Annotated in this window: 19 protein-coding genes; 13 read left to right on the forward strand and 6 right to left on the reverse strand. The window is 39.4% G+C overall.

Going from position 1 to position 19,567, the window contains the following annotated elements:
* Nucleotides 1–168: 168 nt before the first annotated feature.
* Nucleotides 169–357 (reverse strand): 50S ribosomal protein L28, encoded by a 189-nt coding sequence (gene rpmB, locus LKE05_RS07270; protein WP_022230410.1) that lies wholly within the window; start codon nt 355–357, stop codon nt 169–171.
* 243 nt (nt 358–600) lie between these two features.
* Here rpmB and hprK point away from each other — a divergent pair, with 243 nt between their 5' ends.
* The 13 genes from hprK (at nt 601) to LKE05_RS07335 (ending at nt 14,425) form a co-directional block, all read left to right on the forward strand.
* Nucleotides 601–1,548 carry an HPr(Ser) kinase/phosphatase gene (gene hprK, locus LKE05_RS07275; protein WP_308456429.1) on the forward strand — a complete coding sequence of 316 codons (948 nt, stop codon included), beginning with the start codon at nt 601–603 and terminating at the stop codon, nt 1,546–1,548.
* Between the two features lie 64 nt (nt 1,549–1,612).
* Nucleotides 1,613–2,344, forward strand: a complete 732-nt coding sequence (locus LKE05_RS07280; protein ID WP_147513532.1) for a phosphatase — start codon at nt 1,613–1,615, stop codon at nt 2,342–2,344.
* Nucleotides 2,345–2,363: 19 nt separating this feature from the next.
* Nucleotides 2,364–3,263 carry a UDP-N-acetylmuramate dehydrogenase gene (murB, locus tag LKE05_RS07285; protein WP_308456391.1) on the forward strand — a complete coding sequence of 300 codons (900 nt, stop codon included), beginning with the start codon at nt 2,364–2,366 and terminating at the stop codon, nt 3,261–3,263.
* A 14-nt stretch (nt 3,264–3,277) separates the two neighbouring features.
* On the forward strand, nt 3,278–4,135 hold the full coding sequence (gene rapZ / locus LKE05_RS07290) for an RNase adapter RapZ (RefSeq protein ID WP_308456392.1): 858 nt from the start codon (nt 3,278–3,280) through the stop codon (nt 4,133–4,135).
* A gap of 54 nt (nt 4,136–4,189) precedes the next feature.
* The gene (locus LKE05_RS07295) at nt 4,190–5,170 is read left to right on the forward strand and encodes a gluconeogenesis factor YvcK family protein (RefSeq protein ID WP_308456393.1); all 981 of its coding nucleotides are present in this window, start codon (nt 4,190–4,192) and stop codon (nt 5,168–5,170) included.
* 26 nt (nt 5,171–5,196) lie between these two features.
* Complete coding sequence (gene whiA, locus LKE05_RS07300; RefSeq protein WP_022230416.1) at nt 5,197–6,054, forward strand: DNA-binding protein WhiA; 858 nt, start codon at nt 5,197–5,199, stop codon at nt 6,052–6,054.
* Nucleotides 6,055–6,070: 16 nt separating this feature from the next.
* The gene (locus LKE05_RS07305) at nt 6,071–9,538 is read left to right on the forward strand and encodes a DNA polymerase III subunit alpha (protein WP_308456394.1); all 3,468 of its coding nucleotides are present in this window, start codon (nt 6,071–6,073) and stop codon (nt 9,536–9,538) included.
* 130 nt (nt 9,539–9,668) lie between these two features.
* The gene (gene mtrB / locus LKE05_RS07310; RefSeq protein WP_022230418.1) at nt 9,669–9,881 is read left to right on the forward strand and encodes a trp RNA-binding attenuation protein MtrB; all 213 of its coding nucleotides are present in this window, start codon (nt 9,669–9,671) and stop codon (nt 9,879–9,881) included.
* Nucleotides 9,882–9,911: 30 nt separating this feature from the next.
* Nucleotides 9,912–10,112: a hypothetical protein gene (locus LKE05_RS07315; RefSeq protein WP_022230419.1), complete on the forward strand. Its 201-nt coding sequence runs from the start codon at nt 9,912–9,914 to the stop codon at nt 10,110–10,112.
* Between the two features lie 25 nt (nt 10,113–10,137).
* Nucleotides 10,138–11,115, forward strand: a complete 978-nt coding sequence (gene pfkA, locus LKE05_RS07320) for a 6-phosphofructokinase (RefSeq protein WP_022230420.1) — start codon at nt 10,138–10,140, stop codon at nt 11,113–11,115.
* 115 nt (nt 11,116–11,230) lie between these two features.
* Complete coding sequence (gene pyk, locus LKE05_RS07325) at nt 11,231–12,985, forward strand: pyruvate kinase (protein ID WP_308456395.1); 1,755 nt, start codon at nt 11,231–11,233, stop codon at nt 12,983–12,985.
* A 57-nt stretch (nt 12,986–13,042) separates the two neighbouring features.
* Nucleotides 13,043–13,465: an acyl-CoA thioesterase gene (locus tag LKE05_RS07330; RefSeq protein WP_308456396.1), complete on the forward strand. Its 423-nt coding sequence runs from the start codon at nt 13,043–13,045 to the stop codon at nt 13,463–13,465.
* Nucleotides 13,466–13,468: 3 nt separating this feature from the next.
* Nucleotides 13,469–14,425, forward strand: a complete 957-nt coding sequence (locus LKE05_RS07335; RefSeq protein ID WP_308456397.1) for an NAD(P)-dependent oxidoreductase — start codon at nt 13,469–13,471, stop codon at nt 14,423–14,425.
* 255 nt (nt 14,426–14,680) lie between these two features.
* On the opposite strand, the gene LKE05_RS07340 is transcribed toward LKE05_RS07335, so the two are convergent.
* Genes LKE05_RS07340 through dxs form a run of 5 tightly spaced genes read right to left on the reverse strand, consistent with a single transcriptional unit; the run spans nt 14,681 to nt 19,567 of the window.
* Nucleotides 14,681–15,292: a hypothetical protein gene (locus LKE05_RS07340; RefSeq protein WP_308456398.1), complete on the reverse strand. Its 612-nt coding sequence runs from the start codon at nt 15,290–15,292 to the stop codon at nt 14,681–14,683.
* A gap of 18 nt (nt 15,293–15,310) precedes the next feature.
* Nucleotides 15,311–16,000: a hypothetical protein gene (locus LKE05_RS07345; protein ID WP_308456399.1), complete on the reverse strand. Its 690-nt coding sequence runs from the start codon at nt 15,998–16,000 to the stop codon at nt 15,311–15,313.
* Nucleotides 16,001–16,015: 15 nt separating this feature from the next.
* Nucleotides 16,016–16,897 carry a 4-(cytidine 5'-diphospho)-2-C-methyl-D-erythritol kinase gene (ispE, locus tag LKE05_RS07350; RefSeq protein ID WP_308456400.1) on the reverse strand — a complete coding sequence of 294 codons (882 nt, stop codon included), beginning with the start codon at nt 16,895–16,897 and terminating at the stop codon, nt 16,016–16,018.
* Nucleotides 16,898–16,914: 17 nt separating this feature from the next.
* Entirely contained in the window at nt 16,915–17,718 is an 804-nt protein-coding gene (locus LKE05_RS07355) for a TlyA family RNA methyltransferase (protein ID WP_022230438.1), read from the reverse strand.
* A gap of 13 nt (nt 17,719–17,731) precedes the next feature.
* Nucleotides 17,732–19,567, reverse strand: coding sequence for a 1-deoxy-D-xylulose-5-phosphate synthase (gene dxs / locus LKE05_RS07360; RefSeq protein ID WP_308456401.1), 1,836 nt, complete (start codon nt 19,565–19,567; stop codon nt 17,732–17,734).

The following is a 19,567-nucleotide window of genomic DNA, read 5'->3' on the forward strand; positions in this document are numbered from 1 at the left end:
TTCAAAATCTATTCTAAACTATTATAACAGAAAAACCAATAAAAAGCAATTTAATTTATAAAAAAATTGACTTATTTTTTGAAAATAAATTGCGGTATGTAATGAATAAAAGTAAGAAAAAAACAGCCTGCCTAAAAAATAGCAAGCTGTCTCTATCTAAAAAAGTAATCAAACAGCACGTTCTACCTTTCCGCTGCGTAGGCAACGAGTACAAACATGCATTGACTTAACTGAGCCGTTAACAACTGCTCTAACCTTTCTTACGTTTGGCTTCCAAGTTCTGTTAGATCTTCTGTGAGAGTGGCTGACCTTAATACCGAAAGCAACGCCTTTTCCGCAAACATCACATTTTGCCATTTCATTACACCTCCTGACACGTTTGTTAAAACATCAAGAAATATTTTAACACAAAATTTTTAATAATGCAAGACTTTTATTACTTTTTTATTAAATTTTTTTAAAATTATGCTTTTGCACATATTATAACCGTAAATACAGCTAAAAACTTATGTATTTTTTATTGAAAAATGTATCGGTATGGGTTATAATAATAAAATAGGATATTTATAAAAATGTCATGAAAGGCGGACGTTCCAAATGATGAATGTTGATGAATATAAGCTCCCGCTAAAAAAGGTTATTGAGGAGTTTGAACTTGAAAAGATTTACGAAACTGATGATCTTGATTCTGTAATGATAACAAATACAGACGTAAACCGACCGGGACTTCAAATGGTGGGATTTTTCGATTATTTTGACAATAGTCGTATTCAGATTATGGGAAAGGTTGAATTTACTTACCTTGAACAGTTCCATGCCGACGAGAGAGCGGAGAAGATTGAAAAACTTATGTCACAGCATATTCCTGCACTTATCGTCACAAGAGGACTTCAGATTTTCCCTGAAATGATTGAATTGGCTGAAAAGTATAATGTTCCGCTTTTGAGAAGTGAGAGCGGTACTTCGGCATTTATGAGTGCGCTTATTGCGTATCTTAATGTACAGCTTGCACCAAGACGTACACGTCACGGTGTGCTTGTCGAAGTATACGGCGAGGGTATTCTTATTTTGGGTGAGAGCGGCGTCGGAAAGAGTGAAACGGCTATCGAGCTTGTTAAGAGAGGTCACAGACTTGTTGCCGATGACGCGGTTGAAATTAAGAGAGTTTCGGACAAGACGCTTGTCGGCTCGTCACCTGAAATTATACGTCACTTCGTTGAACTGCGCGGTATCGGTATTATTGACGTAAAGGAAATATTCGGTATAGGTGCGGTTAAAGACACTGAAAATATTGATATGATTATTCATCTTGAGCCTTGGGAAGAGGGCAAGCAATATGACAGACTCGGTATGGTGGATGAGTATACAAATATAATGGGTATAAACGTACCGTCACTTACGATACCTGTAAAACTTGGCAGAAACCTTGCGGTAATTGTCGAAGTTGCGTCAATGAATAACAGACAGAAACGTATGGGATATAATGCGGCTGTTGAGCTTAACAACAGACTTATGAGCCAGATGGAAAGTCAGCTTGGTAATTTGTAAAGAGCCTGTCGACAAATGTCGACAGCTCCAAACTATTGTAATTTTTAGATAAGGAAGATATAACGTGAAGATATTATTGGACACACATACACATACATTGGCAAGTACACACGCATATTCAACAGTTCTTGAAATGGCAAAATATGCGTCGGAGGCAGGAATGGAGGCTATTGCGATAACAGACCACGCACCTGCTATTCCCGACGGTGCACACCCTTGGCATTTTCAGAATTTGAAGGCCATTCCGCGTGAAATATACGGTGTAAAGATATTATACGGTGCGGAAGTGAATATACTTGACTTGGAGGGTAATATAGATCTTGCCGATGAGGTACTTGAAAAACTTGACGTTGTAAATGCAAGTATACACGCTCCTTGCTACAAGGACGGTGACGCAACAGACCATACGAGCGCATATTTGGCGATAGTCAACAACCCTCTTGTAGATGTTATATGTCACAGCGGTTCACCGGCTTTTGCGTATGATTATGAAAAAATCATAGACCTTGCAAAGAAAAATCATAAGCTAATAGAAATAAACAATCATTCGTTTGACGTCAGAAAAGCAAGTATTCCGAATTGCAGAAAAATTGCGGAAATATGCAAGGAAAAAGAAGTCGGAATAGTTGTAAGTTCTGACGCACACATTACGTTTGATTTGGGTAATTACAATAATGCGCTTGGTATGCTCAGTGAAATTTCATTCCCCGAAAAATTGGTTATAAACAGAGATTTAAAATCATTTGAAGCATATATGAAAGAAAAGGGAAAAGAACTGTTTAAGTGGCATATGTAATTACGGAAAGGCGGAATATATGTTAGACAGAGAAAGACTTTCGGCTATTACTGACAATGTTGTTTACGATGAACCTATGAGTAAGCATACAACATTCAGAATAGGCGGCACGGCAGACGCGTTTGTATCGCCTGAAAACGCACTTGAAATCGAAAAAATTATTCATTTTTGCAAAGATACCGATACACCGTATATGCTTATGGGCAACGGCTCAAATATGCTTGTCGGTGACGGCGGTATAAGAGGCGTTGTCATACACATTGGAAACGGTATGTCAAAGTGCAGAATTGAGGATGAAGAAGTATATGCCGACGCAGGAATACTGATGTCAACGCTTTCAAAGAAAATCCTTGAGGCTAATCTTACCGGTTTTGAATTTGCCGGCGGAATACCGGGTACACTCGGCGGCGGTATATATATGAATGCAGGAGCTTACGGCGGTGAGCTTAAGGATATAATTGAAAACGTAACATTTATATGTCCTGACGGACTTATAAAAACCGAAACGGCAGATAAGCTTGATTTCGGTTATCGTCACAGTATGTTTGAAAACGGCGGTTATACCATTCTATCTTGTAAATTAAAACTTAAAAAAGGCAATTATGACGAAATTAAGGCATTGATGGCTGATTACAATAAAAGACGAAGTGATAAACAGCCTTTGTCACAGCCGTCGGCGGGAAGTACATTTAAACGTCCGGAGGGCTATTTTGCAGGTAAGCTGATACAGGATGCGGGACTTATGGGATATTCCGTAGGCGGTGCAATGGTCAGCGACAAGCACGCAGGCTTTGTTGTAAACAAAGGCGGTGCAACGGCTAAGGATGTTTTGGATTTAATTAAGTATGTACAAGATACCGTGGAAGAAAAATTCGGAGTGAAATTAGAGCCTGAAGTAAGGCTTATAGGGGAACAGTAAGGAGAAGAAATCGGATGCAATATACAATAGTAACAGGAATGTCGGGCAGCGGAAAAACTAAAGTAATAAGATATTTGGAGGATATGGGATATTTCTGTATAGATAATATGCCTCCTATGCTTATACCGAAGTTTTCGGAAATGCTGACTTCGGTAAACGGTAAATTTAATAATGTTGCGTTCGTTGTTGATACCCGTGTCGGCGATATGATAAATGAACTTTTGGCACAGATTGATGATTTAAAGCAAAAGGGATACGATTGCAAACTTTTGTACATCAATGCGGATGATGAAACACTTGTAAAGAGATATAAAGAAACACGACGTATGCACCCTATTGAAAATACAAACGGGCTTTTGGCATCAATAAGACAGGAAAGAAAAATGCTTTCCGCTCTTTACGAGGCTTCGGACTATGTTATAGATACGTCACATCTTACAGCGCAGGGACTTTTGCAGGAATTAAAAGAAATTTATGCGTCAGGCGATACAAAGCAAGGACTTGAAATTAATGTAATGGCATTCGGTTTTAAATACGGTATGCCGCTTGACGCCGACCTTGTGTTTGACGTAAGATGTTTTCCGAATCCGTTCTATATTGATGAATTAAAGCATAAAACAGGTAATGATAAGGAAGTTCAAGACTATGTTATGAGTTTCCCGAAATCGGTTACTTTTATGGAAAAACTCGAAGATTTTATGAAATTTATGATACCTCTTTACATTGAGGAGGGAAAAATTTCTCTTACAATCGCAATCGGTTGTACAGGCGGTAAACACAGAAGTGTTACTATGACAAATAAACTTGCGGATTATTTAAAATCATGTGACTATATGGTTAATGTATCGTATCGTGATATGGGCAGGGAATAGTTTAAAAGGCGAATATTTCGCCGACGTTAGCTTTGTGAAAGGAGTTAATGGCAGATGATTTCAGATACAAAGGTTGTGGCGATAGGCGGAGGAACAGGTCTTTCGACTATGCTCAAGGGCCTAAAGCTACATACTCATAATATAACAGCGGTTGTAACGGTTGCCGATGACGGCGGTTCATCGGGAATACTTAGAAGTGACCTCGGTATGCTTGCACCCGGTGACGTGAGAAACTGCGTAAGTGCGTTGGCAGAGGTTGATCCCGTAATGGGCGAACTTTTGAATTTCAGATTTAAAGACGGAAGTTTAAAAGGTCACAGTCTTGGCAATCTTTTTTTGGCGGCACTTAATGAAACCTCGTCAAGCTTTGATGAGGCAGTAAAAAAATTCAGCCACCTTACAGGTGTGGTAGGAACGGTGTATCCCGTTACGAATGAGTCTGTAACGCTAAGCGCATTGCTTGAGGACGGCAGACTGATTGAGGGTGAGTCGCATATCGGCGTACACCATGACGGCCCTAAAAACGGTATAGTTAAATTAATGGTTAATCCCGAAAAGCCAAAGGCTGTTGACGGAGTTATAAAGGCTCTTGAAAAAGCCGATATAATTGTTTTAGGTCCGGGAAGTCTTTACACGAGTATTATACCTAATTTGCTTGTGGACGGTGTTGTTGATGCGATTAAAAAAAGTAATGCCGTAAAAATTTATGTGTGCAACATAATGAGCCAGGCAGGCGAAACGGAAAATTATACGGTGTCCGATCACCTTGCGGCGATTGAACGTCATTCGTATGAGGGTATTGCGGATATAGTTATTGCGAACAACGCAATAATTCCCGAAAGTCTTAGAATTAAGTACGCGTCCGAACATGCGCGTGAAGTTATGATTGACTCAATAAACGTTCTCAAAAGAGCAAAACTTGTGCAAGGTAATCTTTTGCTTGTACGAAACGATAAAATACGTCACAATTTCAGCCGTTTGGCAAGAACTATTATGAGATTGGGCAGTGACGTAAATTATTTTGAAAATAAATAAGATAAAGATATGAGAGGATTATTTTAATGTCTTTTTCATCACAGATAAAAGAAAAGCTGTGTAAGAGTGAATACGGTTGTATGAACTGTGCTGCATATGAATTGTCTGGAGCATTGATGTTCGGAGGGAATATAGGCAGTGACAGCATTAAGTTTGCAACAGAAAACGAAAATATTGCAAAGAGAATAACAGCGGATATAAATACGGCTTACGGGATACAGGTGGAAACACAGGTTATTTCAAAAGTACAGCGTATTATTATAGATAATATATATCAGGTTGAAAATATCACAGGCGGTATATCGCAATCGGACGATATACCGTTTTCGTGTTGCAGAGCATCATTTGTGCGAGGTGCGTTTTTGGGCGGCGGCTCTGTTACAGACCCTCAAAAAGGGTATCATATGGAATTTAATACGAAAAGCGATGAGCAGGCACTTCGTTTGCAGAAATTGCTTAAAAATGAGGGCTTTAATTCAAAAATAACATACCGTAAAGGGTATAATGTTGTTTATATCAAGGGTAGCGAAGAAATAGCGGATATACTCGGATATATGGGCGCGGCACAAGGAGCGTTTGAACTGTTTTCGGTACAGATTGAAAAAGAAATGCGTAACGAAGTCAACAGACGTGTAAATTGTGAAAATGCCAACACGAACAAAGCCGCGAAGGCGTCATCAAAGCATTTGTTTGCGATAAAAAAAATCAAGGACGCAAAACAATGGGATAAACTGCCCGATGTATTAAAGGAAATAGCGATTTTACGCGAAGAATATCCCGAGGACAGTTTGAAAGAATTGGGTGAAAAAACAAATCCGCCGATTGGCAAATCGGGTGTAAATCACAGACTGAGCAGATTGGTTGAGTTAGCGGAAACGATATAAAGGAGGTTGGGGGCATATGCAGTTTTGCCATCTTCATACACATACTGAATACAGTCTTTTGGACGGTGAGGCAAGTATAAAAAAACTTGTTGCAAGAGTTAAAGAACTTGGCATGGATTCGTGTGCCATTACCGACCACGGCTCAATGTACGGCGTGGTTGACTTTTATCGTGAAGCAAAATCACAGGGAATACACCCAGTTATAGGCTGTGAGGTGTATATGGCACCGAGAAGCCGTTTTGATAAGGTACATGATATTGATAATAAAACAAGTCACCTTATTTTGCTTGCTGAAAATCAAAGGGGTTATAAAAATCTTATAAAACTTGTTTCGGCGGGATATATTGACGGATTTTATTATAAGCCGAGAATTGATTTTGAAATGCTTAAAGAGCATAGCGAGGGTATTATCGCACTGTCGGCTTGTATTGCGGGTGAAGTGCCGAAAGCATTGCTTAGAGGCGACTATGACGAAGCAAAAAAAATCGCTTTAAAATATGCGGAGGTTTTGGGTAAGGATAATTATTTCCTTGAAATTCAAGACCACGGACTCAGCGAACAAAAGAGAATAATTCCGGATATGTTGAGATTGTCGGAGGAAACGGGTATCGGACTTGTTGCGACAAACGATATACACTATTTGAAAAAAGAGGACGCAAAGTATCAAGACGTTTTGATGTGTATTCAAATGGAAAAAAAGGTTGACGATCCTGACAGGATGAAGTTTGAAACGGAAGAATTTTATATCAAGTCACCAGAAGAAATGACGTCGCTTTTTGAATATGTGCCGCAAGCGATTGAGAATACGGAAAAAATCGCAAAGAGATGTAATGTTGATTTTGATTTCGGTACAAGGCACTTGCCTGCTTATGCAGTACCGGACGGTAAGGACGCGTTTGAATATTTACGTGAACTTTGTCAAAGCGGTCTTGAAAAACGATATTCACCTGTATCGGACGAATTACAGAAACGTCTTGATTACGAACTCGGTGTAATAAAAAGTATGGGGTTTGTGGACTACTTTCTTATTGTATGGGACTTCATACATTTTGCAAAAAATAACGGTGTTATGGTCGGCCCGGGACGTGGAAGTGCGGCAGGCAGTATCGTTGCGTACAGTCTTGGCATAACAACGGTTGACCCGATAAAATACGGACTTATTTTTGAACGTTTCTTAAATCCCGAACGTGTAAGTATGCCCGATATTGATATAGACTTTGCACCAAACGGCAGACAAAAGATTATAGATTACGTTGTTGAAAAATACGGTGAAGGGCAGGTTGCACAGATAATTACATTCGGTACAATGAAAGCAAAACTTGCGATTCGTGATGTCGGACGTGCTCTTGATATACCGTATGCGGAGGTTGACAAAGTTGCGAAACTTGTGCCGTTTGATTTGAAAATGACGATAAGCAAAGCACTTGACATAAGTACGGAACTTCACGCACTTTATGAAAATGACCCACAAATAAAGGAATTGCTTGATACGTCAATGGCACTTGAGGGACTTCCGCGCCACGCGTCAACGCACGCGGCAGGTGTGGTTATAACAAGTGAGCCGATAGTCAATTATGTGCCGTTGCAGTTAAACAGTGAAAATTTTATAACGACGCAGTTTACGAAAGATACGGTTGAAAATCTCGGTCTTTTGAAAATGGACTTTTTGGGACTTAGAAACCTTACCGTAATTGAAAACGCAGTGAAAATTATCAAGCGTACAAGGGGTATTGACCTCAATATGGACGAGATTGATTATGACTGTAAGGAAGTATATGAACTTATTTCAAGCGGTAATACAGACGGCGTATTTCAGCTTGAAAGTGCCGGAATGCAGTCGTTTATGCAGGAATTAAAGCCTGATACGCTTGAAGATGTTATAGCGGGTATTGCACTTTATCGACCGGGCCCGATGGAACAAATTCCGCGATATATAAAAAGTAAGAAAAATCCAAAAACAATTAAATATAAGCACCCGCTTTTGAAAAATATTCTTGACGTTACATACGGCTGTATGGTGTATCAGGAACAGGTGCTTGAAATTGTGCGTACACTTGCGGGATATTCGCTCGGTAAGGCTGACTCTATGAGAAGAGTTATAAGTAAGAAAAAAGCCGACCAAATGGTTATTGAACGTAAAAACTTTATTTACGGCAGTGACGACGGAGATATACCGGGTTGTATCAAAAACGGAATTGACGAACAGACGGCAATTTCGATATTTGACGAAATAAACGATTTCGCAAATTATGCTTTCAACAAATCACACGCGGCGGCATATGCATTTGTAACGTATCAGACCGCATATTTAAAGACGTTTTATCCCGTTGAATATATGGCGTCACTTATATCGAGTATTGATGACCTTGACAAGATAAACCATTATATCGCAAACTGCAAGGAAATGGGGATCGACCGTTTGCCGCCTGACGTAAATAAAAGTGAGGATACGTTTACTGTTGAAAATAACAGTATTCGTTTTGGATTGTCGGCGGTTAAAAATGTCGGTCGTGCGATGATTTTAAATCTTGTCAATGAGCGTAAGAATAACGGCGAATTTAAAACCTTTTCTGATTTTATCGATCGTATGGCAGGTCGGGATATGAATAAACGTGCGCTTGAGGGATTGATTTCGTGCGGTGCGTTTGATTCCATGGGCGTTAAACGTTCACAGCTTTTGGCTGTTTACGAAAAAGCACTTGACGGTACGGCAAAAGCCGCAAGGGATAATGTTGCGGGTCAAATGTCGCTTTTTGATACAATCGAAGAACAAAGTGAAATGCAATTTCCGAATATTGACGAACTTGACAAAAAGACGATGTTAAAGATGGAAAAACAGTCTACCGGACTATATTTTTCCGGACATCCGATGGAGGAATATACGGATAAAATAAAAAAACTTACAAAATATAATATAAGCGATGTTTTAACCAGTGTGCATAAAGACGAGGACGGCAACTATCATGCGGTTGAGGGCGGACTTCAGGACGGCGATATGATGATTATATGCGCCGCCATAGCGTCAAGAAAAAATAAAACGACACGTTCAAATGCACAGATGGCTTTTCTTAATGTGGAGGACGTATACGGCTCTGTCGAATGTATAGTATTTCCTAAAGTTCTGAATGAATTTTCACCGCTTTTGCAGGAAGACAATCTTGTTGCGATAGCTTGCAGATTGTCGATAAGGGAAGACGAGGCACCTAAAATATTAATGCAGTCCGTTCAGCTTTTGGACGAGGCACTTATGGCAAAAAAAGAGCCGAAAAGACTGTACATTCAGCTTGAAACGAGAAATGACGAAAATTTGAAAAACGTAGAAAAGTATCTGTCACCGTATCAAGGTGATATGGAAGTAAGACTTTTCTTTAAAGATACAAGAAAAATGTCGTCTGTACCGAGAAGATTATGGTTTAACGGTACAGAAAATGCAATTTATGACTTAAAAAATATCTTCGGAGAGGATAATGTTAAAATAAAGTAGCAATATTCACGAAAACATAAACTTGCATAATTAAAAATTTTATTGTATTTACTCTTGAAATATTTTGCGAAATGCTATATTATATTATAGATGTAGTATTTTGCAAAATTACCGAAACGAGGTATTAATTATGGATGAGTATATTGTAGTAAAAGCACTTGAAAACGGTGTGAATATTATAGGGCTTACAAGCGGCAAGGATACAAAGTTTCATCATACGGAGAAACTTGATAAGGGAGAGGTATTTCTTGCTCAATTCACAGATGTTACAACAGCAATAAAGATTAACGGTGCTGCTGAGATATACACGAAACATGGTAAGCTAATGTCAGATGCGAGATAAGGTTTGCCTTATCGGCAGGAGGTTTATTTTATGTGGACAGTAATTTATGTATCGCAGTCAATCGAAACAGCAAAAAAGCTTATAGATGTACTTTTGACGAATAAAGTAATTTCCAAATTAAGACGCACAAATAACTGCAATGGAAATGAGAGTAGTTGTTACGAGGTACTTGTACCGAGTACGGAGCTGGAAACAGCACAGGATTTAATTTTTGAAAACGAACTGTTTTAAAAAATCGTGGGAGGATTGACAAATTATGGAGAACAAAAATGTAAGAACAATAGGTGTTTTAACCAGTGGTGGTGACGCACCGGGAATGAATGCGGCAATTCGTTCGGTTGTCAGAGTAGGTTCATATTACGGACTTAAAGTCTTTGGTGTAAGACGTGGATATAACGGTCTTATAAACGGTGAATTGGAAGAAATGAATGCAAGATCTGTTTCTGAAATTCTTCAAAGAGGCGGAACTATTCTTCAAACAGCGCGTTGTCTTGAATTTAAGGAAGAGGCAGGCGTAAAGAAAGCTGTTGAGATTGCAAAGGTATTCGGTCTTGACGGTCTTGTTGTCGTCGGCGGTGACGGTTCATTCAGAGGCGCGAGAGATTTATGTGCGGCAGGTCTTCCGACTATCGCACTTCCTGGTACAATCGACAATGACATCAGTTGCAGTGAGTATACAGTTGGTTACGATACTTGTCTTAACACTGTTAAAGACGCAGTCGATAAAATCAGAGATACGGCACAGAGCCACGAAAGATGTTCAATCATCGAAGTAATGGGCAGAGCGGCAGGTTATATTGCTATTCAGGCAGGTATCGCTTGCGGTGCTGAGGTTATTCTTGTTCCTGAAAGAAAGTGGAGTTTTGACGAAGACGTACTTCGTCCTATTCTTGAGAGTAAATCAAGAGGAAGAAAGCACTCTATTATTATCGTTGCCGAAGGTATCGGCGGTGTTATTGAAATGGCTAAAGAAATCGAAGAAAAGACAGGCATTGAATCAAGAGCTACTATTCTTGGTCATGTTCAAAGAGGCGGCAGTCCGACAGTTCGTGACAGAGTTGTGGCAAGTGAAATGGGTTGTAAGGCGGTTGAGCTTTTACTTGAAGGTAAGCAGAACAGAATCGTATGTATGCAACAACATGAAATTGTTGATGTTGATATTGAAGAAGGTCTTGCAATGAAGAAAGAATTGCCTCAGAATTTAGTTGATTTAGCAAAGAAGTTAACAGTATAATATATGAGGCGGACATTTTGTCCGCCTTTTGTTAGATGAGGCTAAAAAACAAACGGTTACGTTTGATATAAGAGAGAATGGGGTATAACACTTATTAAAGGAGTAGAATAGATTTATGAGAAGAACAAAAATTATTTGTACAATGGGTCCGGCGACCGACAACGAAGATGTGCTTAGGGATTTGATGCTTAACGGTATGGACGTTGCGCGTCTTAATTTTTCACACGGAAGTCATGAAGAAGCATTAGAAAGAATCAACAGAATTAAAAAGGTCAGAGATGAACTTAATATTCCTGTTGCAATTTTGCTTGACACAAAAGGCCCCGAAGTTCGTATAAAGGACTTTAAGGAAGGCAAGGTTGAACTTAAAGAAGGTCAAAAGTTCACTTTGTGCACAGATGACGTTGTGGGTGACGAAAATCAAGTTTCTATCACTTATGCAAATCTTCCGAATGACGTTAAGGTGGGAAGTAAAATTCTTATTGACGACGGTCTTATTGAGATGGAAGTTATCAGCGTAAAGAATAGCAAAATTCTTTGTAAGGTTAAAAACGGCGGAGTTGTTTCAAATAAAAAAGGTGTTAACGTCCCAAATGTCGCACTTTCAATGCCTTATATGAGCCAAAAAGATATTGACGATATTCTTTTCGGTATCGAGCAGGACGTTGATTTTATTGCGGCGTCATTCGTAAGAACTGCCGATGATATAAGAGAAATTAAAACTCTTTTGAGAGATAATGGAGGCAGAGATATAAGAATAATCGCAAAGATTGAAAATGCCGAGGGCGTTGATAATATTGATGATATTATTCGCGAAACTCACGGTATAATGGTTGCGAGAGGTGATATGGGCGTTGAAATTGATATGCATGACTTGCCTGTGCTTCAAAAGAGCCTTATCAAGAAAACATACAGAGCAGGTAAGGTTGTTATTACGGCAACACAAATGCTTGATTCAATGATAAGAAACCCAAGACCGACAAGAGCGGAGGCAACTGACGTTGCAAATGCAATTTATGACGGTACAAGTGCGATTATGCTTTCGGGTGAAACGGCTATCGGAAAATATCCGGTTGAAACGGTCAAGACAATGGCAACAATCGCAGAAAGAACGGAAAATGATATTGACTATGTAAAACGTCTTGACAGAATGAATTTCGATTCGCGTATGGACGTTACAAACGCTATCAGCCATGCTACTTGTACAACGGCACATGATTTGCATGCGGCGGCTATAATTGCGTTGACATATTCGGGCGGTACTGCAATGCAGCTTTCAAAGTTCAGACCTACTTGTCCGATTATTGCACCGACATTGAGTGTAAAAGCAAGACGTCAGCTTAATCTTTCGTGGGGCGTTATCCCGATTATGAGTGAAACAAGAAAGAATACCGACGAACTTTTTGATCATGCGGTTGAATGTGCTCAAAAGACAGGTCTTATCAAAGACGGCGACCTTGTTGTTATAACAGGCGGTGCACCTATGGGCGTTGCGGGTACGACTAATATTATGAAAGTTCACCTTGTCGGTCATATACTTGTAAGCGGCCGCGGACTTGATTCGATTAATGCAACGGCTAATGTATGTGTTGCTACAAGCTACGAAGAACTTAAAAAGAGTTTCTGTGACGGCGATATTGTTGTAACAAACAACGTCACAAAGAATATGATACCTATTTTGAAAAAATCAGCAGGTATTATTTCTGAAGAAGTGGGCGAGGCGAATAATGCAAGCGTGCTTGCGGTTGCACTTGATATTCCTGTAATTGTTGCGGCGGCAGGTGCCACAAAAGTACTAAAGAGCGGCACGACCATTACTATGGACGCAAAACGCGGACTTGTTTATTCGGGAATGGAAGAGATAAATTGAGCTTGCCAGCAAAATGTCGACAGCTCCAAATAATATACATCGGAAAGGAAAAGAAAAATGGCATTTGTAAGTGAAACGCATTTGACAGTAAGATACGCAGAAACCGATATGATGGGAATTGTCCATCATTCGAGATATTATCCTTGGTTTGAAGTTGCGAGAACGGATTTCATCAAAAAAATCGGTATGAGCTATACCGAAATGGAGAAAATGGGGATAATGTTACCGCTTACCGAAACGGCTGCAAAGTATTATTACGGTTTAAAATATGAGGACGAAGTGCTTGTAACTTGTAAAATGACAAAGCTTACCGTTGCAAGATGTGAATTCACTTACGAAGTCTATAAACTTCCGGAAAAGAAGCTTATGACTGTCGGAAAGACCGGTCACGGATTTGTAAACTGTGAATTTGTACCGATAAATCTTAAAAAGCTATATCCTGAAATATGGAACAAAATGCACGACCTTTTGGAGGATTAAAATATGAAAATAGTAATCCTTGACGCAAAGACGCTTGGTGACGATATTGAATTTTCTGTGTTTAATAAGTTGGGTGATGTGAGCGTTTATCAAACAACGTCATCTCTGCAGCTTAAAGACAGAATAAAGGACGCCGATATTATAATCGTAAACAAAATCAAACTTAACAAAGATAATTTGACCGACGCAAAAAAATTGAAATTGATATGCGTTACGGCAACAGGTTACGATAATATTGATATAAATTATTGTTGGCATAAGGGAATAGGTGTGTGCAACGTAAAAGGCTATTCAACCGATTCCGTTGCACAGATTACCGTTTCTATGGCATTGTCATTGGCAAGTCATTTGAATGAATTTAATAACTATGTCAAAAGCGGAAAGTATATGATAAGCGGTGTGCAAAACCACTTGAAACCGTATTTTAATGAGCTTAAAGGTAAGACTTGGGGCGTAATCGGACTTGGCAATATAGGTCAGAGAACGGCTGATATTGCTTATGCACTCGGTATGAAAATTGTGTCAAATTCACGCAGATACCATGAGGGTTATGAGTGGCTTGAACTTGATGAATTGTGTAAAGTTGCGGATATTATATCCGTTCATGTACCGCTTACAAGTCAAACTAAAGGTATGATAGACGAAAAACGCATTTCATTAATGAAAGACGGTGTTATATTTATTAATGTTTCACGCGGTGCTGTGGCAGATGAAAACGCACTTGTTACGGCGGTTGAAAACGGCAAAATAGGCGGACTGGGTGTTGATGTGTATTCGGTTGAGCCGATTACGAATGACAGTCCGTACAATCGGATTTTAGACCGCAGTAATGTTATATTAACTCCGCATATGGCATGGGGTGCGTATGAAGCGAGAGTCAGATGTATGAATGAGATTGTTAAGAATATAGAAACGTTTATGATGGGCGGTAAACGCAACAGAGTAGACATTGATATATGAACAAAAGTGTCTACACACCGGCAGAGGTCGAGAAATTAGTTCGGATTTTGTGAAAATGAACTCGTTGGCGTACGATGGTACGTTAGAGTTTATTTTCGCAAAAAGTGCACAGGCAAGCCGTATATCGAAGATAGGCTTGCCTGTTATTTGTTATAGCTATAAATTAAATTGTAAAATATAAAAAATAATATTTTGCACGTTCCGGACAATTTGTCGACAGTCTGCGGGGACACTAAATTTTAATGTCCCCTTTTGCTAATTTGATTTAATTTCAGTTAATTTAATGTCATCAGTCGCTTTGATTTTTTCTTTTTCGGAAAGTGTAAAGGAATACGAATTATTATAAGCAACAGCCAAATCTTCGCTTACACGAGCTTTGCCGCTTGATGAATAAATTACAAGCGTTCCCGTACCTGTGGCGATATATCGTCCTGCTGGTATTTCTGACGGGCAAGTATAGCTTTGGTCTTTCTTTAATGTATATGTTTTGCCTGTCTTTTCGGTTGCCTGTAATGACGAGTTTTGATTTTGCAGTTCCTCAATTTGTGAGTCGAGTTCAGATGACTTTTGATTTAATTCGGTAATGTCGTTTTTTAATTCGTCATTCTTTTTCTTTGCCTCCATAAAGTAATTATTTACGGTGGTTTTTGTACTCAATTCCGAATTTAGGTCATTTATCTGACTTTCCAAATCATTTTTTGTATCGGTAAGTGATGATGTATTTTCTTCAAGTGCAGATATTTGAGTTTTCAGTTTTTCTGTTGCAAGAGAATTTGTGTCAAAATAGTTGCCGAGTGAAAAACAAACCACACCGATTATAATCGTGAAAAACGAAAGTATTATAACATATAATTTTTTTTGCGTCATAATCGTCATATCCTTTCATTATTTTATCGGAATAAATTGAGCCTTGCCCTTGATTTTTATTGTTTCATCATCGTTTAATACATAATCTTTTCCGTCAGCGGTTAAATTCGAGTTTACTCTTGCTTTTCCCAATGACGAAATCGCAATACTTCCCGAACCCATAATTGTATATTTACCGGCTTTTATATTTTCTCCGACTGCGTAAGTACCCGATGTCAAAGTTAAGGTTGATTGAGAAGTCGATGATGCTTGGTTATTCAAGGAATCAAGTGTGCTTTGCTTTGTATTGACCGTGTTTTGCAATTCCTCTTTTTCTTTTTCGAGTTTATCGTTTTCGTCATTTATTTTTTCAAGACCGTTTTGCGACGTTGTAAATTCTTCATAGTTTTTTTTCTTATCGGCTAAATCCGAATTAAGAGTATTTATTTCATCGGAAAGCGATGAATAATTGTTTTGTGCCGTAATATATTCCGAATTTGTATTTTGTAATTTTTCAAGTCGTTTTGTTATTTTGTTATCGCTTTTCGGTATGAAAAAGCCGACAAAAAATACTCCCAAAACAATCACAATACATATTGCCGATGATACTTTTATAAACAGCGGTGATAAATCCTTTGCGAGATTATCCCAATATGCAAACTTGATTTTTTTATTGTTTGTCGGTTGTTCGTCAATGATTACTTCTATAATATCCTTGTCTTTCTCCAAAAATAATCACCTCGTTTAATTTAAAACTTGTGTAAGAAATACGTCCTTAAACTGATAAGCAAAACTGTCGGCGGATTTTTTTGCCTTTTCAAAATCGTCAAAAATACCGAAAACAGTCGGACCCGAACCGCTCATAACGGCATTAACGGCGCCGTTCATAATCATTTTGGTTTTGATACCGCCGACAATCGGATACATTTTAGCGGTCACGTTTTCCATAACGTTGCAAAGCCTGTCTGCAACGCCGTAAAGGTCGTTATTATTTAAAGAGTCAATCATTCCGTCTGTGTCGGGACGAATTTCGATAGGTGTGTTGTCGATTTGTTCGTAAATAAGTGCCGTAGATACGTTGATAGGCGGTTTTACAAGTAAGATGTACGCATTTGGCATAGGGGAGAGCGGTTTTAAAATTTCACCGATACCTTCCGCAAGCTGTGTACTGCCGTCAAAACAGTACGGCACATCTGCACCGAGTGACGCACCGATATGCATAAGCTCATCATTAGAAAGAGGATTGCCGTGGAGCATATTTATTGCGGTAAGAACCGCCGCACAATTACCGCTGCCGCCGGCAAGCCCTGCGGCTACGGGTATATTTTTGTGAATTACGATTTTTGCACCGCCGCGAATACCTGTCGCTTTAAAAAATGCGTCTGCCGCTTTATAGGCGATGTTTTTTTCATTGCAAGGCAAATACGGCAAATTTGTTGAAATAGAAATACCCCTGTGCGTTTTATCGACTAAAATAAGGTCAAACAGCGATACTGTCTGCATAATCATTTTAATGTCGTGATAACCGTTTTCGCGTTTTGAAAGTACGTCAAGTGTAAGATTTATTTTTGCATATGAACGTGTTATCGCACGTCTGCCTGTTAAAACTGTATTTTCGGCAAGCATTTCTGTTCATTCCTTTCTTAAAGCAGATTGTGTGATTTGTCTACTATTTCTTGTATTTTTTCATCTGTGATGTTATCCTCACATTCGGCTTTTTTCAAATATGCAAGATATTCAATGTTGCCCTCCGGACCTTTGATAGGTGAGAATGAAAGACCTGCAACGTGCAAATCAATACTTCGTGCGAAGTCAAGAATTTTCTTTATAACTTCATAGTGTACCTTTATGTCCTTTACAACACCTTTTTTACCGACCTGTTCACGTCCTGCCTCGAATTGTGGCTTTATAAGTGCGACAATTTCGCCGTTATCGGCAAGAAGTGTTTTTGCAACGGGCAGTACAAGTTTAAGCGAAATAAATGACACGTCAACAGACGCAAAATCAATTTCTTCGCCAATGTCCTCAGGTGTCACATAGCGGATATTAGTACGCTCCATATTTACGACTCTTTCGTCCTGACGTAATTTCCACGCGAACTGACCGTAGCCAACGTCAACGGCGAATACCTTGACAGCACCGTTTTGGAGCATACAATCGGTGAACCCGCCTGTTGACGCACCTATGTCCATTGTGGTTTTACCCTCAAGGGTAATCGGAAATTCCTGCATAGCTTTTTCGAGTTTTAATCCGCCGCGGCTTACATATTTTAAAGTTTCGCCGCGAATTTCCGCAACGGTTGTATCTTCGTCAACCATCTGTCCGGCTTTGTCGCATTTTTGGTTTTTTACATACACTTGTCCTGCCATAATTAGAGCCTTCGCTCTTTCACGGCTTTGTACCTGTCCGTTTTTGACAAGAAGTGCGTCAAGTCTTATTTTTCCCATAGTTCTTATCCTTTTAATCTATTTTTGATGCAATCGTCTTTGCATCAAGTCCGTATAATTTATCAAGTTCATCTATTGAGCCGTGCGTAATCGGTTGGTCGGGGAAAGCAAATATTTTAAATTTGCAGTCGATATGGTTTTCTTCAAGCAATGTGCCTATCATACTTCCCATACCGCCGATTTTTACGTTGTCCTCAATGGTTATAACGCTGCCTGTCTTTTTTGCCGACTCGATTATGCTCTTTGTATCGAGCGGTTTTATTGTAGGCATAGCTAAAATTTCAACTGATTTCGTTGTAAGTTTTGCAACTTCTTCGGCACGTTTAACCATTCTGCCTGTTGCGATAATTGTAACATCCGAGCCGTTTTGCATGCGCTGTGCTTGTCCCAAAGTGAAAGCGGAAGGCACATTTTCAGCCTCTGTTCCGCCGCGTGGGTAACGTATTGCAATCGGTGCATTAAATTTATTGATTGCAAAATCGAGCATATATTCAAGCTGATCGAGCGTGGCAGGTGAAAGAATTGTCATATTCGGCATATGTGATAAGTACGAAATATCGTATACACCCTGGTGTGTTTCACCGTCTGCGCCGACTATACCGGCACGGTCGATAGGGAATACAACGTGAAGTTTTTGCAGACAGACGTCGTGCAAAGTTTGGTCGTATGCACGTTGCAAGAATGATGAATACAACGGTATAACGGGAGTGTATCCGACCGTTGCCAGTCCTGCTGAAAGGGTAACGCCGTGCTGTTCGGCAATACCGACATCAAAAAATCTGTCTTTATATTGCTCTTGAAATTCGTCAAGTCCTGTGCCGTTAGGCATTGCACCTGTGATTGCAACTATTTTCTTGTTGTTTTTCGCTAATCTGACAAGCGTATTGCCAAATCTTGCACTGTATGTTTCACTGCCTTTTTTCGTTTCACCCGTAGCTTTGTCAAAAGGTGATATGCCGTGGAATTTTTGCGGATTGCTTTCCGCGGGGGCATAACCTTTGCCTTTTTTCGTGTGGACGTGAATAAAGACAGGCCGTTTTTCTTCTTTTGCATATTCAAGACACTGTATAATTTCTGTTAGGTTGTGACCGTCAACAGGTCCCATATATATAAATCCCATATCGTCAAAAATCGTTGTAGGGATTACAAGCCTGCGGAAGAAACGTTTTATTTGCTTTAATATATTTGCGGTAGGTTTGCCTATTGTAGGCATTTTTTTTAAAAAGTTTTCAACCGCGTGTTTTGAACGGAAATAAAACGGCGACATTCTGAGTGAACGCAAGTGTTTTGACACCGCACCGACATTTTTTGAAATAGACATTGCGTTGTCGTTCAAAATAAGTATAAGCGGTGTTTTTGAATGACCTGCGTCATTCATAGCCTCGTACATCATACCGCCCGTAAGAGCACCGTCACCGAATACTGAAATTACATTGTAATTGTCGCCGGCAAGGTCACGCCCTCTGGCAATACCGAGTGCGGCTGAAATTGAAGTTGAACTGTGACCGGTATTAAATACGTCACAATCACTTTCGCTTGTTTTCGGAAATCCCGACATTCCGCCGAACTGACGGAGCGACTTGAACCCGTCTTTTCTTCCTGTAAGAATTTTATGCACATAAGACTGATGACCTACGTCAAAGACAATCTTATCTTCAGGCACATTAAAAACAGTGTGAATAGCAACGGTCAATTCAACAATCCCCAAGTTTGAGGCGAGATGACCGCCGGTTTCCGATACACTGTCAATCAGAAACTCACGAATTTCACTGCAAAGAGTTTTCAATTCGTCTTTATTTAATTTTTTCAAATCATCGGGTGATTCGATTTTATTTAAAATTTTCTCCAT

Source organism: Hominilimicola fabiformis (assembly GCF_020687385.1).
Classification (GTDB): domain Bacteria; phylum Bacillota; class Clostridia; order UBA1381; family UBA1381; genus Hominilimicola; species Hominilimicola fabiformis.